Raw genomic sequence first — 14,898 nt, forward strand, 5'->3', positions numbered from 1 at the left:
TGTTAGTACACACGTGCCAAAGTCCGTTGTATGGTGCGTGAATGACAACCTCCGATGGTGCCGAGGCCGAGCCGCCCCACATCAGCTCCAAGCAGCAGCGCATCCTGACTGTGATCCGCGATTGGGTCCAGCAGCACGGCTACCCACCCACAGTGCGCGAGATCGGTGCAGCGGTCGGGCTTGGTTCCCCCTCGTCCGTGGCGCACCACTTGAACACGCTTGAACGGCGCGGCCTCCTGCGTCGCGAGGCAAATGCATCCAGGGCGGTCGACATTCGCAGGGCGCAGGTTGGCCCGGCATCGAACGGAGCAGACAAGCCAGGCCTCAAGGTTCCCGTGCTTGGCACTATCGCTGCCGGCGCCCCGATCCTCGCCGAGGAACACGTGGAGGACGAGCTGACGCTGCCTCGCAACCTAGTCGGGCACGGCACACTGTTCGCTCTGATAGTTAAGGGCGATTCCATGATCGAGGCGGCGATCTGCGACGGAGACGTCGTCGTCGTACGCCAGCAGGCGGTCGCCGAGAACGGCGACATCGTCGCCGCGATGATCGAGGGCGAGGCAACGGTCAAGGCCCACCGGACCCGCGACGGTCGCATCGAGCTCGTCCCGCGAAATCCGCTCTATGAGGTGATCTCCGCCGAACACGCGGTCATCCTGGGCAAGGTCGTCTGTGTGCTTCGGCGCATCTAGCGTCAGGGCCGATGTTTGAGCCCCGCGTGGTGCCGTGTGCGGAGCATATCCAGCTCAAGCACCCGCAAATGGCGAGCGTGCTGAAGGCCGACAGCACGTCAATCCGACGCCTACCCAAGTTCCCACGCGGTCCACCTGACCACCTTTGGCCGTTCGGGTCGCGTGGCCGGACGCGGCTGATTCCCGAACAGTGCCGCTCCTACCGCCTCGGCTGCTGCCCGCATCTCCGCCGCCGGGTCCCGCAGCGGATCACACCACCAGCAGGAGATCGCCGTGCACGAGTGTCTGGGCGGGGTGCCCCGCCTGCTGCCTGATCAGCGACCGGATCGCCTTCCGGAGGGCGGCAAGCTGGTCACCGGGAACCTTACGCGCACCTCCGCGTAGCCGTGCTGACGCACCACGTCGGCGACTACCTGCGCAACGACGGAGGCTCTGCTGTCGACCGCTGGCGCGGAGAACAGGCGGTCCATCAGCGTAAGACACCGTCGGCGCGAACGCCGGCTTCCGGCACCTGCCCAGCATCCCGCCGTCACCGCCGAGCATCAGCGCCCACTCCCGGCCGCACATCGTCGTGGTCTCCCAGATCGGCGCCCGCAGCGCCTCGACGTCATACCGCCGCTGGACCGCCTCACGCTCGCTGCCTCCGCCCGTGAGGTAGTGGTCAGGTACGGCATCACAGCCCGACTCCGACGGCTGGTGCCGTCGCGCGAGGTGCACCGCCTGGCGTTGCTGACCGCCGCAGAGGAGCCCTGGTCTCTATGCGGACGCGTCCTCAAGGTAGCCGTAGTTGGCGAGGATGCGACCAAAGAAGGCCCGCATGTCGGTCCGCGCATGCTGTACGTCGCGGAACTCGTGGCCCCCGAACCGATAGACCTCGTAGCCGTCCAAGCGGAGTGCCCGGTCCTCGCGCATCATCTCCGCATACAGCCGCGGGCTCGCCCGATCGCCTTCGGCATAATGCTGCTTGCCATCGATCTCGATGACGAGCCGACGGCGCCCGCGCAGCAGCATCAGAAAGTCCATACGTTGGCGCGGCAGCGGTCCTGCGGCGCGACGGTATTGGCGGCTATAAGGGTCGTAGTGCAGATAGACCTGCGGGATCAGCGCTGGCAGTTGGAAGCCGTGCTGCTTGAGTAGCTCTGTGTAAGCCAGGAACATCTGCCGTTCCGGGCCGGGCTCCACCGACACCGGGCGGCCAGCATCAAGCGACCGAAGAAGACGGGCATGCAACTGGTTCGCGGCGACACGCTCGCTCCCGGCCGCGGGCGCATGAGTCTCGGCCCACCACGCCACGACTTCTGCCCAGGTGAGCCCAGCATCACCGAGAGGCCGGTCGAACACCAGGCAGAAGTCCTCATTCTTAACGATCTCGATGGTGTTGCTGACCGCGTCGGCGAGCACCAGCTCGGGTTTCGGACCGTCGGCGGCGAAGATCAGATTCCGGAAGGGGGTGCACACCCCACTTCGGCGGGCTCCGAGCACTTGCAATAGTCCCCATAACTCTGGAAGGTAGTGCTCCTCCACCACCCGGTCGCCCAGTTCGAGCAGCTGATCCTCGCTGTAGCCCTGGATCCGACTGCGCACGTAACTGCGCTTGCTCGCGTGGGCCTCATCGACATCACCATCAGCGAGCCCTAAAGCCCGGCAAACCTCGGGGAGGTCGTACGACTTGACGGCGTACAGCGCCTCGGCAATCGCGTCGCGCAGCTGCATAGCGCTGGTCCCGGTGCTGCCCAGCGGGGCACGGGTGAAAGGGTCTGCCAGCAGCGGCGCCACGGTGACATGGTGGCCAGTGCTGGAGTCCCAGCTCTTGAGCTCGTTCATCTGCCCGGCGATCGCTCGCAGGTCTGCCGGGCGGAACAGGTCCAGGAAGGTCGGCCGTACCAACAGCACTACTTGAACCGGATCCCACGGATCTCCATCGCCGAGTTCCGCGGCTGGTACGAGCGATAGCAGTCGCGCTGCGCGTTGGTTGCCCGCGCGCAGCAGCAGTTCCGACAATGTGGTCCGCTGCTGACTCCAGAACCGGTCGGAGGCATGCCCGGCGATTGACATGGCTGTCACTGTAAGAGACGGCGACGACGCGACTCGGCCAAGGTTTGGAGACGCCACGGTCGGGGTTGGACAGCAACCAGCGGCGGGCGGTAAGAAACCTGCAGGGCCGCCCACCGGCGACCTCCCGCTTCGACACCGTTACCGGAGGTCCCGATCGCCGGATACATCACCGAGGTCACCCGACGCCGAATCCTCGAGGGCCTCGGCTGGCTGCGCGGCAGCGTGCCGAACGGGTTCCGAGAGTTCTTAACGCCGGCGCACACCTTCTGGAGCGGCGCCCTCTCGGAGACCGACTTCCTGGCCCGGCTCTACGACCTCGACGAGCTGCCCAGCCACGACCCTCGGTACGCCAACGCGTTCCAAGACGTTGTCCAGCACCGTGTGATGAACGAGGACTGGGACGACGACTGGATCTTCGAGGACCCGCGGTTCGGCCTAGCCGACAGTGACGAAAAATTGCTGCGCTTCCTCGCCGAGATGCTGCACCCTGCTGTGCGTACTGACCCGGCCGAGGTCGAACGGCTGGGCGAGTTCCTCAACGGCGTGCTTGTGCACGACGGCTATAAGCTGATCCAGATCGACGACATCAGCGGTGCCCCGGTGTTCGCCCCGCGCCGGATCGGCTCCGGCGTCCGCGGCACCATGAAGAACCTGATCTTCGCCGCGATCGGCCCCAAGCCCGAAATCGTGCTCGTCGACGCGCTCAATAACGACCTACGCATCACTCGCAACGCGCAGAACTGCCTGATGTACGACCGCCCGCTGCCCGCGCACGGGCTCACATGGACCGAATTGACTGGGTGGTGGGCCGATCGGGAAGGCATGACCGGCGCCCCGGCGCGGGAGGTATTCCTCAGCTTGTGCCGGCGGCTGGACCGGTCGCTGGGCGACAACGACGCCGAACGGCGGGTGCTGCGCGCCTACACCGACCGGTCCCTGCGCCTGGGCCCGGACATCCCGGCGCTGATCCCACAGGTCTACCTGCACTACGACCCGCATGTGCGCAGCTACCACTCGCCCGGCACACCGCCGTTGCCACGCCAGCGGATGGACTTCCTGATGCTGCTACCGCACCGGGTCCGGGTCGTGATCGAGTGTGACGGCGTGCAGCATTACGCTGATGAAAAGGTGTCGGGCAACAAGCGGCGATACGCCAACCCGCGCCTGTACGCCGAGATGATGGCCGAGGACCGCGAGCTGCGCCTAGCCGGCTATGAGGTCTATCGCTTCGGCGGCGCCGAGCTCGCCGACGGCCCGGACACAGCCCGCCGGCTCGACGCCTTCTTCGACCGGCTCGCCGCCCGCTACGCCGGCTGAGCACCGCGGCGCTCATGCGGCAACCCGGCAGTGGCCGGAGGGAATCATTACGTGAATTCCGGCTCAGCCACACCCGTTCCTTGGGGGTGCAGCCGTGTGCCGGTTCAGTAGGAATCGCAGGCATCGATGAGTGGCTGCCACAATGGGTGCGCTGCGCTTGGCACCACCAGGTGGGCTCGTTGTCGAGCACGTGTCATGACCACGTAGAGCAACCGCGACCCGTTCGGATACGGATCTTGTTCGTAGCCGTACCACTCGTCTGGGCGAAGCAGGAGGATGGTGGTGTCGGCCTCGCGTCCCTTAGTCTGGTGAAGATTCATTGCCTGAATCGAGTGCCGGCGTGGGCTAAGCCCACCGACCAGCGATTCGTCGCGCAGCCGAAGTAGCTGTGCCTCGATGCCCGCCATTCCGTGGTCGAGGTTGACCCCCCGAAGGGCATTGCGAGTTCGTTCCGCCGCTTGCGTCCAGGTTTCCTGCCCTCGGAAGGTACCGACCCGGCGGTACGCCCCGGCGATAACGCCGGAAAGGTCGGGTGCTGAACGGGCTGCAGCCCGCAGGTCCTGGCACAACCCGGACAAAGCATGTTCCAGCTGAGGATTCGTCCCGATCAGTAGTTGCTCGGCAAGTGCAGGCAGGTACCTACCTCGGTGGTTTGCCGTGATGTACACGGCGAGGGCGCGGCGGATCGGTGCCGCGTCCTCGCCGAGCGCATATTGAATCAGGGCGAGCTGCGCCGGAAGGGCCTCCCCGTACGCTTCGGTAAGGCCGACCTGTTCGTGGTTAAGCCCGGCCTGGCGCATGGCGTCGGAAAGCTCGGTCGTGGCCGCATTGGTGTGCGTGAAGATGCTGACGGTGTGCCCCTGCAGTCGGGCGTCGCGCACGAGATCGATGACCTCTGCGTAGCCCGTGGCGGAGGTAGTACGGGTGATTGAAAGGCGCCCGGCTTTCGCCGCGTAGGCGATGGCTGGGTCGTCGAATCGGCGCTTGCGCGCTGCCTCGGCCGCAGCGGGCAGCACACCGGTGGGGTCCCGGAAGCTTGCCGGTGGCAGATCGATCTCGATCGCGCCGGGCAACGCGAGTGCGTCGGAGATCCGCGCGTTCGGGTCTACGTGTTTGAACCCGTCATAGATGCATTGGTGGAGATCGCCGAGCAGGATCAGTCGGGCTGAAGGTGCAATCGTCCGCAGGAACACCCACTCTTCCGTGTCGGTGTCTTGGAACTCGTCGCAGATGATCATGCCGTACCGGCCGTTGTAGTGCTCGGCGATCCTGGGGATGGTCAGAAGTTTCATGGCTGCCGGGAGCAGTTCGTCGTATGTCAGTCCTGGTGGGGCGCCGGGCACACGCGCGTTGGCGGCGCTCAGGACCGAAAGCGGCGGCGGGTAACCGTGATGAGGGCCAAAGCTGGTGACGATGCGCCAGGCGAAGCCGTCGAACGTTGCGACCTCCAGCCGCGGTCCGTACGGTCCGATGATCGAACCCGCGCGGTCGATGATCTGCGTGACCGCGGTACGCGAGAACGACAAGAAAAGGACCCGCTGGGGCGCTGCCAGTCGGGTTCGTTGGTCCGCGATCGCCGCTGCGCGACGAGTCTCGAGCAGCTGGCGGTCGGTCGTCTCCAGGTAAGCGCGCGCAGCGGCTACAGCGGTGGTGGTCTTGCCGGTGCCAGCTCCGCCGCTGACCACGATCACGGGCGCGGAGCTGGTGATTACGTCGTTCTGGGTGCCTCGGGGTTCGTAGGTCATGAGGTGGCCGCCACGGGTCGCGCGATGTCGGTCAGGTCGGTCAGCTTGTTTTCGCTGGGTGGGGTGGTCGCCAGTGCCGCGATGAGGGCCAGGACGGTTTGGATGAGAGGCGGATGGGCGCCCGTTTCGGCGTAGAGGGACTCCAGAAGCTGCTCATGCAGGCCCTGCTTGTGTACAACCTTGCACAGCTCAATGACCGCCGCCTCGCCAGTGCGACCGTCGACCGGGTCGGGGATGCCGTACTCCGTGAGGGTGGCGCTCCCCGCGACGATCGCGTCCATGCTGATGCCGGCGAGCATGGCGCGTTCGATGGCCCCCGGAGGCAGCCGGATCACGTTGTCGCAGGCAGCCTCGATCCGCGCTACCTGCGTGGCGGCTTGCGCGCTGTCCTTGTCCTTGTCGATCACGGCGATGACCCGGAAGCCAAGCTTGCGGGCCAGGTCTGCAACTCGCGGGATTTGGTCGATCCCGCCGTCCTGTCCAGTGCCAGCGGCGACGAGGCGCACGCCGCGCGCCGACAACGGCAGCCGGTCGGGCGGGTAGCGGCGGTCAACCATGCTGTAGACGGCGACGTCGTGGGGTCCTTCGGTGATGGCGACGGTCGGTGCGGACATCGCGGTGAGCAGTTGCGTGTGCAGCTGCCGCATCGCGGAGAGTGCCTTGCGGTCGGTGATTCTGTCCAGCTGATGGTGCGCCCGTACGCCGTCGTGCCGCGCCAGGCGGACCAACTCGGCCGGCTCGAACGCCCGCGCTGCCTCGGGACGTCTCGTTGACAGCCACAGTTGCCCGGATCGGGCGCGTAGCAGCGCGGTGAGGTGCTGGGCTGCAGCGGCGTCGAGCTGATCACCGAAGTCGTCGGCGAGAACGACTGCTCCAGGTAGGTTGGCCAGCAGCATCGCCTCGGCCGCGGAGAGCACTGCCGTGGCTGAGCTGCCGTGGCTGGTGAGAGCCAGCGGGCCGGCTTGGTCCAGCCGAAGGGCCGGCTGCAGTGTCCGCAGCAACGCTGCCACCGTGCCGTCTTCAGCGAAGAAGCCGATGTCGGCGGCGGTGACGGCCGTGTCCCCGAGCCTCGTGCCTGCTCCGCCCGTCTCGAGTACCTGGCTCACCGTGCCTGCCATCGCATTATCGGCTGACAAGACGGCCACGGCAGCGCCGACTGCGTCGCTGAGCGTCGTGAAAGCGGCGATAGCGGCGTCTGGGTCGCGGGCGTCGAGAATGCGGCGCAGGGCGCCGCCGGACCGTAGCTGCAGCGGTTGAGACGAGTTCAGATTGATGACCGGCAGCGCACGGCGTGTCGCCGCCGGCAGGCGACTGTATTGACTCATGGCCGGGTCGCTGCGGACCGGGAAGTAGACGAACGCCTCAGTCACATCGGCGTCGGCGTCGTAGCTCAGCCGGTAGGTCAGTCGCACGCACTGTGGGGCGGACGAATCAGCGTCATCGGCCTCACTCGCGTGGCCGGCTGGGTCTAGTGGCTCAAGGAAGCCGTCGAATAGCTGCTGCAGCTCCGGGTCCAGATCCGTGAGCGTGACCTCGACTTCCGCGAAGTCGGCTCTGGTGATTACCTCCTCGACCGGGAGACCTTCCCGGTCTTCGCCCTCGGGCCTCTCGATCGAGACCGTGCGCTGATGAATATCGGACGGACGGGGCGCTCGGGGCCCGTCCGGATCAAGGGCCCGTCTCAGCGCAGCGATGATGTCGCTGCGCCCAGAGCGGGGCACACCCGCAAGCAGGACGTGGCCTCGCGGCCGTAGGTCAAGATAAGCCCAACCACGGAAATTGTTGATCAGCACTCGCGTAATCCGCACGCCGCTCATGATGCTGGAGGCGTCGGCTGGGCGGGCAGAGCTACACGCCGGTACCTCGAAGATCATCCTAGCGGTCCCACCGACCTCGGCAAAGCCCTGGTCACCCGCCCCGCAGTCGTCGACCTGGACTGGCGGTGGGTCTAGACGGCGCTCGAACATCCCGACCTGCGGTGACGCCCTTCTTTCCGCCAAGGAATAACCGCCGGCCCCGCGCCACCAGCGAGCACGAACCGTGATCTCACGGCGAGCGCCCGGTCGGCTGTTCCGCCGACCGCAACCGCCGTCGTCTAGCCACCCGGCGCACCCGGTCATGCATCCCCGCCGCGGCCAGGAACTCAATGCCGAAGGACCTCGCGGATTGCGACGAACAGGCCCGTTGCGGTGCCGACACCGACCGCCCACGGCGTGCTGTGCGCGGCCAGTACCCCGGCGGCTGCGGCACCTGCGGCCGCGGCGATCGTGATCCACCGACGCGGTCCGCCTGGGCCAGGCGCCGATGAGCTGCGTGTGCTGGTCATGGACCTATTCACTCCTTGTGGATGAGAGGCTCATCGCCTCGGACAGGAAACCAGCACACCAGCCCGCAACGATCCGATCCTCGGCAAGCTCGCGGGGCTCCAAAAGTCGTCCGCACCCGGTACGGTCGCTGGTCATGGTCCGCAAACAGCCGAGCGCAGCCGATACTGCGCTGATGGCCGCCGCCGGCGCGCGTGGCGCGGCACCCACTCCCACCCAGTTCGAACGGTGGCGTGCGGCGGGCCTGCTGCCCCGCAACGAGCAGCATGGCGCCGGGCAGGGTCGGGGAAGCGTCTCCACTGTCCCGGCCGAATCGGTCGATCTGGTGGTGTGGCTCAGCGCTCACGCCCGCCCGGGCCGCCGCCCCGGCGACCTCGCCCTGGAAGCGTTCGGGGCCGGCCTGCCGATCCCGGAGCCGGCCGTGCGCGCGGCGTGGCTTGCTGCGGTCACCGACTTCCGACTGGAAGCCCTACGGGAACCGGTAGAGGATGCCGACCGCAGCGACTGGATCGCCGACACCGCGCAGGAGCTCGCAGCTAAGCACAGTGGCAAGAGCACGCTGCTGCCTCAGCGCATCCGCGACATCGACGGCCGCATTGCCGCTGCCGGCATCCCCTTCGCACTGCCCGAACTGGCCCCGTTCGATAAGGGCGCCTACGAGACCGAGCCGTACACCAACCGGGACCTCCTCACTACGGCGATCTCCGGCGTCCTGGGCGGCACCAGCGAGCTGTCCGACATGGGCATCGCTGCCGTCTCGCGGGCCCTGGCTCCGCCCGGTGCGACCGTTCCGGTTGCCTCCATGCTCGAGTACCCCGAGGAGGGCACGCAGCTCGCCGACATCAACGACGGCCATGGCTTGACTCTGCTACCGGCTGGTGACGCACGCAATGATTTTGAGCGGATCGTCGCCGAAGCGTCCCTCGCGCAGCTGCGGGCCAGCTGGCAGGCCGTCGATCGTATGCACCGCTGGGCGCTTTCGTTGTGCGACGCCGTCGAGGCAGAGCTCGACGCGCTGGCCGCCGGCCAGCCTCCGCCTGAGTGTCCGGGCCTGAAGCAGTGGTTCTTCGGCATTACGTTTGGCCTTAACCGGCTGCTGCTGCGCCAGGCCCTGCTCGAGCCTGCGCCGTCCACGAGAGCCCGGGCGAGCACCGCGGCGATGCTGCTGTTCATGGCCAACGGAATGAGCCGGCTGAGGGCGATGGTGCCCGATGGCCAGTTCGAACTATTGCCGGTGCTGCTGCCGCCGTTCCTGCACCAATTGGCCGAACTAATCGCTGCTGACCTGCCCGCGAGCTTGCGCCCCACCGAGCCCGCTTGACGGGTGCGCTCACGCAGCACCCTGACGAAGTTGCTGGTGAAGGCGGTCCGGAAAGCGGGGGATTGGCATCATTGTGCGGTGACCGTGTATCTACTGATTGTGATGCCGGCGTCTGCTTCGCCGTTCGGAGTAGGACGGGCGCAAGCCCGAACGGTCAACCAAGAAGCGCCGAGAATCCCTCGACGGCGGGCGGCAGGACGGTTCCACTAACCTGGCCGGCTGTATCGAGGATGCCGGCCAGTGAGGACAACATCGCACAGCCAACTCAGTTCCTCACCCTGGCCAGGCCCCCATCAACGTCGGCCTGTGATCGTCACCGCATTGTTCGACCTGCTCGCCCGTGCAGTGCCGGACTGCATTGGACTGTCCGGCACCACCGAGAAGCGCGGCGGCGCACACAGGAAGTTGAAGCAGATGCTGCCGTTGGGTCTCAGCCGTTGACGAAGTGGCTCAGCGGCTCATGCCCGCACAGGAGCATCTCCATGTCACGGCGCCAGATGCACGAAGGGCCCGCATGAGCGGGCCCCAAGGCGGGCGCGGGAACCCTTTGGGCCTCCTGCGGCTCTGAGGCTAGCAGGAGTCGGTTGCTCCCGCCGGCACTTTGGTCTCACTCGACCAGCCCTCGTGCAGCAGCTTGCTTGGATCTTCCGGCCGCCTGGTCCACCCATCCACGGTCTCCGTCGCCCATGCTCTCTTAGCCCGCCTGTGGGTGCGGCACGACCACAAGCGGCAAATGCCGGGCAGCCAGCCCCGCTGGCAATCGAAGCCTGCGGGGTGAGCAGCGGTGCGCCCAGCCCGTGGCGTGGAGCGGGCTTGACATCGTTCGATTAGGCCGGTGTGATCTTCCCGATCGGCGATCCTTCACGTGGTGCAGGGAGGGCGGATCGTGGCACGCCCGAATGCGGAACAGTGGAGCGCCGCCCTGCACCAACTGCGAGAGGCGCATGCGGCGGGGCAGCGCACCACGGCGATGGTCCGGCTGGTGGCCGCCGGGCTCAGTGTGACCGAGCGCGCGGTGTGGCTGCGTCTGGCCGCCGTCGAGCGGAGCGACGAGACGCGGTTCCGGCTCTCGGACACCGACCGGGCCGCGTACGTCGACTTCCGCGGCAACGTGGCCGCGGTGCACCGGGCCCGAACAGCGGTGCTGGCCGGGCGCACCACGGCGGCCGCAATGTCGATCCCGGACGAGTTCGTTTCCGGCTGGGCCAACGCCGCGCCGGTTTCGCTGCGCACGCTGCAGCGGGCGTTCGCCGCCGAGCTCACCCCAGCGCAGGCCGCCGCCGCAGCCGGTGGTGACCGGGCCCGGCGGGCGAAGCTGGTCTACCTGCGCCGGGCCGCGTCGCACCGCAACCAGGTCTGGGAAGGCGACCACAAAAACCTGCCAGTTCTGGTGCTGCCGCCGCGTGGCCCGGCGACAACGCCATGGGTGACGATGTTCATCGACGACGCCACCCGCGTCATCGTCGGCTGGGCGATCGCGCTCACCCCGCACGCGGGAACAGTGCTGACCGCGCTACGCATGGGCATGCTGCCCGACGACGCGGGGCCTGCCCGTGGCGTGCCGGGGATGCTGCGGCTGGACCGCGGCCTGGAGTTCGCCGCCGACTCCGTACGCGACGCCATGAACGCCCTCGGCGTCGAGGTAGCAGTGATGCCCGCGTACCACGCCAACGCCAAAGGCAAGATCGAGCGGGTCAACCGCAGTACCGACCAGCTGCTGCTGTCGATGCTGCCCGGCTTCACCGAAGGACCGCGCGAGCTATCCGGTCGCCTCGCCGGCCCGGTCGACGACCGCAGCCTGGCCCGGGCCGGATACGAGGCCGCCGCGGCGGCCGGTGCCCCTGCCGAGACGCTGCCGATGCGCTGGAGTGTGTTCGTCGACCAGTTCGCCGCCTGGGTGACCTGGTACAACCGCGAGCACGCCCACACCGGCATCGGCGGGCGTACCCCGGCCGCAGCATGGGAGCAGGACCCGACGCCGCTGCGGCTGATCCCCGAGGACGAGCTGCGACACCTGCTGTTGGCCGACGTCGGACGGACCATCGGCGCCGACGGGATCCACTTCCGCAACCTGGTCTACGTGTGCCCGGCCGGGCTCATCCGCGAACGGCGCGGGCAGAAAGTCCGGCTGCGGTACATGCCGCACGACGACCGGTTCGTCCACGTCTACCTCGACGGCGCCTACCTGACCACCTGCTACCCGGACAATGCCCTGTCCGACGAGCAGGCCGAGCAGTTCTACGCCGCCGCCCGCGCCGCGGAACGGGCGGCGGCCGCCGACAAGCGCGCTGCCCGCCGCCGTGGCCGCCGCCGGCTGGCCGCCCTCGCCAGCAGCGGCGACCCGGTGACCGAGTCGAAGCTGGTCAGCCCCGTCGACGTCGCGGCCCTGCCCGGCCGGCTGCCCGCCGGCGGTGGGCATCTGCTGCGTCGGGCGGCCTCGACCAGCCTGCTCGGTATCGGCCCGGCGGCACCGCTGGACGACCCCGTCGCCCTGGACGACCTGATCACCGACGACCAAGAAGGGGACATGCCGTGGTGACCCGCCGCCCGCCCGAGGCCGGACCGCCCGGCGCCCGCCGGATCTCCACCCCCGCGCTGCAGTTGGCCCGGCACGTCATCACCGACACCGCCGACCACCAGGCGGTCGGCGTCATCCACGGCCTGGCCGGACTCGGCAAGACCTTCGCCACGCGCACCTGCATCGCGGCGCTGGCCGCCCGAACCCGCGCGGCAGAGCGGATCGAGGTCGCCATCATCACGTTCCCGTCCCGGCCCACGATGCGGCTGCTGGCCGACCTTCTGCTGCAAACTCTCACCGGGACGCCACCGGCCCGGCAGGCCAACCGCTTCTACCTGACCGCGGCCCTGGTCCGCGAAATGGCACGCGCCCCTCGGTTGATCGTCGTTGACGAAGCGCAACGGCTCCCCGAGGAATGCATCGAGCTGCTGCGCTACCTGCACGACCACGACGACACCCGCTTCGGGCTGCTCTACGTCGGCGGCAACGGCTGCTGGGAGGTGCTCTCCCGCCAGCCGATGCTGCGCTCGCGGGTCTGGCGCCGGCAGACCTTCACTCCGATGAGCCGCGCCGAGGTGCCGCAGGTCATGCGCTCCTACCACCGGCTCTACGCAGAGGTCGACGACGAACTGCTGCACTACGTCGACGACAAATTCGCTCACGGCATCTGGCGTAACTGGGCGCTGTTCTCCTCAACCGCCCACCTGTTGGCCCGCCGTGCCCGGCGCACCAGCCTCGACATTGAGATCGTCGACAACGCCTTCGCCCTGCACCCCGGCACCAGCGATGCCAGCTGACCGGCCCTGGGTCACCGTCGTACGCGACCCGCACGACACCCCGGCCACCCGCGACCTTCTCGCCCGCGTCGACCGCCCCGACCGCGGGGCGCTGGTCGTACGGCCGGTTCCGGGCACCACCAGCCCCGCCATGCTCGCCCTGGCCGTGCTCGCCGCGCTGGGCAAACAGGTCGAGCCGCAACCCCGCGCCGCCCAAAGGCAGTGGTGGCCGCTGGCCCAAGCCTGGACGGTCGGTCATCAGATCGACCACCTCGTCGTCGACCGCGCTCACACCCTGCCCGCGCACCTAATCACCCACCTGATCAGCCTCGCGGCCGCGAGTGGCGCTCACCTCTGGTTCATCGACGCCTCCCCGGCCCACAACGCTCCCGCACTCGCCGGCCTCGCCCACGCCGTCGAGCAGCGTCCCCAGCAGCTGCTCACCATTACGCTCGCCGAGCCGGCCGCAGCGCCACAACCCGCCACCGCGGCGCCGCACATCCCACCGGTCATCCTCCCGCACACCGGGTTCCTGACCTTCCGTTACGCCTGCCAACGCCGCCTTCCCGCCGCCCAAGCTGCTCTCGTCGATGACGCCTGGCGGCACATCTTCGACACCATGCGCGGCTGGCTGAACCGCACCGAGGTGTTCGCCGCCACCCACCGGCCCGACCCGCAGCGCGTCATCGCCGCGACCCGCACACTCACCGCCGGGCTCAGCGTCCAACTCGCCGACCTGCTCTACACCGCCGCGCACCCCGCCGACGCGCTGCTGCGGTTACGCGCCGCCCAAGCCTCGCTGTTCCGGCTCGGGCTACTGCTGCACCACGAACCCCGCACCGCCGCGCCATTCGGTGGCGACCTCGGATGCCGTCTCACCCCCGAGGTCGCCGTGGCCCTCAACCGCGCCGTGTCCACCTCCGCGGCGGCCGCCGCCGTGCTCCAGCTGGTCAACCCGCTGGATGGCTCCTTCATCCCGGCCCGGCCCCAATCGGATGCGCTGAGCAGCATCGAACCGGACGGCAGCCAACTGCACACCGACTACGGCAGCGTCCCCTTGCCCGTCTGCGCGCACGCCATCCTGCGCGCCCACCGGCACTTCGTCGACCCCACCGGCACCGCACCACCCGATACCGCCCTGTTCACCGGCCAATGGCGCGACGCGGACAACCTCACCGAACGCACCCTGCGACGCCTACGGCTCGCCGCCCTACCCACCCCCTGGTACCGGCGCAGCCGCGCCTATCTCCGCGGCCACGCCACCCCCTGGATGCGTCACCGCGGCCTCGATCTGTGCGTCCTAGCCGAACTCGCACCACGACCGGGCCACCTATGACCCAACCCGCCACTTTCGGCGCCGACCTCCTCACCCGCGCCCGCGACCACGGCCTGACCAGCGAGGAGCTCGCCGACCTGCTCGGCATCCCCGCGGCGCGCATCCGCACCCTGCCAGGGCCCGAAGCGCTCAACCATCTGCCCGGCGCTGTGCTACGCACCCTTGCCGAACGCCTCGACCTGCCCTGGCCCGACTGGCTCACCACCCCAACAACCTGGCCCGCACCCGCAGCACCCCACGAGCGCCCCGACACCGCCCGTGTGCACGCCGTCCTCTCCGCCGCTCTCGGGCAATCCCTGCACCTCAGCGAAATCGCCGCCGTCCTGAACTGGACCACTGACCGTGTACGCGCCGCCGCCGACCAGCTCGCTACCCGCGTCCGGCCCGGCGGCGGCACCCGCCTGACCAACACCGGCGACACCCTCACCCTCGACGTAGCGCCCCAAACCCTCGACCACGCCGCCCGCCGACGACTCAACCAGCTGCTGCACGCCCACGGCCTCGGCCCCGATCCACACGTCCTGCACCTGATCCACCAGCTCAGCGACCCCTACACGCCCGGCCGCTACCGCCTCCACGAACATGCAGACCTGGTCGACGAAGCCCTCGACTACCAGCTCGTCGTGCACAGCACCGAGGCCTCGGACCTGGGCAGTTTCCACCCGGTCGAGCTACACCCCGACGTCAAATTCAGCCTCGGCATCACTCAGTACCGGTACCCACCCGAAGACGCTCCGTCGGTTGATACTGGTGGGATCGGAACGAAAGCCGACTCCCCACCGTTATGAATCCCGACCTGATCCGCGCAGCCCGC

At 68.4% G+C, this 14,898-nt stretch carries 11 protein-coding genes; 8 read left to right on the plus strand and 3 right to left on the minus strand.

The window, feature by feature from the left end; genetic code table 11:
* Nucleotides 1-41: 41 nt before the first annotated feature.
* Entirely contained in the window at nt 42-692 is a 651-nt protein-coding gene (lexA, locus tag ACX27O_RS09630; RefSeq protein ID WP_458939296.1) for a transcriptional repressor LexA, read from the plus strand.
* A 756-nt stretch (nt 693-1,448) separates the two neighbouring features.
* On the opposite strand, the gene ACX27O_RS09635 is transcribed toward lexA, so the two are convergent.
* Entirely contained in the window at nt 1,449-2,747 is a 1,299-nt protein-coding gene (locus tag ACX27O_RS09635; protein ID WP_458939297.1) for a hypothetical protein, read from the minus strand.
* A 165-nt stretch (nt 2,748-2,912) separates the two neighbouring features.
* On the opposite strand from ACX27O_RS09635, the gene ACX27O_RS09640 reads away from it, so the two are divergent.
* The gene (locus tag ACX27O_RS09640; RefSeq protein ID WP_458939467.1) at nt 2,913-4,064 is read left to right on the plus strand and encodes an AbiJ-related protein; all 1,152 of its coding nucleotides are present in this window, start codon (nt 2,913-2,915) and stop codon (nt 4,062-4,064) included.
* Between the two features lie 104 nt (nt 4,065-4,168).
* On the opposite strand, the gene ACX27O_RS09645 is transcribed toward ACX27O_RS09640, so the two are convergent.
* Together ACX27O_RS09645 and ACX27O_RS09650 are read right to left on the minus strand one after the other, a co-directional pair.
* Nucleotides 4,169-5,809 (minus strand): UvrD-helicase domain-containing protein, encoded by a 1,641-nt coding sequence (locus ACX27O_RS09645; protein ID WP_458939298.1) that lies wholly within the window; start codon nt 5,807-5,809, stop codon nt 4,169-4,171.
* Nucleotides 5,806-7,602 carry a hypothetical protein gene (locus ACX27O_RS09650; protein ID WP_458939299.1) on the minus strand — a complete coding sequence of 599 codons (1,797 nt, stop codon included), beginning with the start codon at nt 7,600-7,602 and terminating at the stop codon, nt 5,806-5,808. The genes ACX27O_RS09645 and ACX27O_RS09650 overlap by 4 nt, the downstream gene beginning before the upstream one ends.
* Nucleotides 7,603-8,269: 667 nt before the next feature.
* On the opposite strand from ACX27O_RS09650, the gene ACX27O_RS09655 reads away from it, so the two are divergent.
* The 6 genes from ACX27O_RS09655 to ACX27O_RS09680 all read left to right on the plus strand — a co-directional run bounded on the left by ACX27O_RS09655 (nt 8,270) and on the right by ACX27O_RS09680 (nt 14,872).
* Nucleotides 8,270-9,454, plus strand: a complete 1,185-nt coding sequence (locus ACX27O_RS09655) for a hypothetical protein (protein ID WP_458939300.1) — start codon at nt 8,270-8,272, stop codon at nt 9,452-9,454.
* 306 nt (nt 9,455-9,760) lie between these two features.
* The gene (locus tag ACX27O_RS09660) at nt 9,761-9,895 is read left to right on the plus strand and encodes a hypothetical protein (protein ID WP_458939301.1); all 135 of its coding nucleotides are present in this window, start codon (nt 9,761-9,763) and stop codon (nt 9,893-9,895) included.
* Nucleotides 9,896-10,340: 445 nt separating this feature from the next.
* A complete protein-coding gene (locus ACX27O_RS09665) occupies nt 10,341-11,993 on the plus strand; it encodes a transposase (protein WP_458939302.1) in 1,653 nt (550 codons plus the stop codon).
* Complete coding sequence (locus tag ACX27O_RS09670) at nt 11,987-12,769, plus strand: AAA family ATPase (protein WP_458939303.1); 783 nt, start codon at nt 11,987-11,989, stop codon at nt 12,767-12,769. Before ACX27O_RS09665 ends, ACX27O_RS09670 begins: the two co-directional genes overlap by 7 nt.
* Entirely contained in the window at nt 12,759-14,084 is a 1,326-nt protein-coding gene (locus tag ACX27O_RS09675; RefSeq protein WP_458939304.1) for a hypothetical protein, read from the plus strand. The genes ACX27O_RS09670 and ACX27O_RS09675 overlap by 11 nt, the downstream gene beginning before the upstream one ends.
* Complete coding sequence (locus tag ACX27O_RS09680) at nt 14,081-14,872, plus strand: hypothetical protein (RefSeq protein WP_458939305.1); 792 nt, start codon at nt 14,081-14,083, stop codon at nt 14,870-14,872. Before ACX27O_RS09675 ends, ACX27O_RS09680 begins: the two co-directional genes overlap by 4 nt.
* Nucleotides 14,873-14,898: the final 26 nt, after the last annotated feature.

It is taken from the genome of Micromonospora sp. SD19, from assembly GCF_054462275.1.

What these genes read in the sequence shown, in the direction of transcription:
- ACX27O_RS09645 (WP_458939298.1), bottom strand. Translation starts at nt 5,809, where the DNA reads ATGACCTACGAACCCCGAGGCACCCAGAACGACGTAATCACCAGCTCC.
- ACX27O_RS09675 (WP_458939304.1), top strand. Translation starts at nt 12,759, where the DNA reads ATGCCAGCTGACCGGCCCTGGGTCACCGTCGTACGCGACCCGCACGAC.
- ACX27O_RS09680 (WP_458939305.1), top strand. Translation starts at nt 14,081, where the DNA reads ATGACCCAACCCGCCACTTTCGGCGCCGACCTCCTCACCCGCGCCCGC.
- ACX27O_RS09635 (WP_458939297.1), bottom strand. Translation starts at nt 2,747, where the DNA reads ATGTCAATCGCCGGGCATGCCTCCGACCGGTTCTGGAGTCAGCAGCGG.
- lexA (WP_458939296.1), top strand. Translation starts at nt 42, where the DNA reads ATGACAACCTCCGATGGTGCCGAGGCCGAGCCGCCCCACATCAGCTCC.
- ACX27O_RS09655 (WP_458939300.1), top strand. Translation starts at nt 8,270, where the DNA reads ATGGTCCGCAAACAGCCGAGCGCAGCCGATACTGCGCTGATGGCCGCC.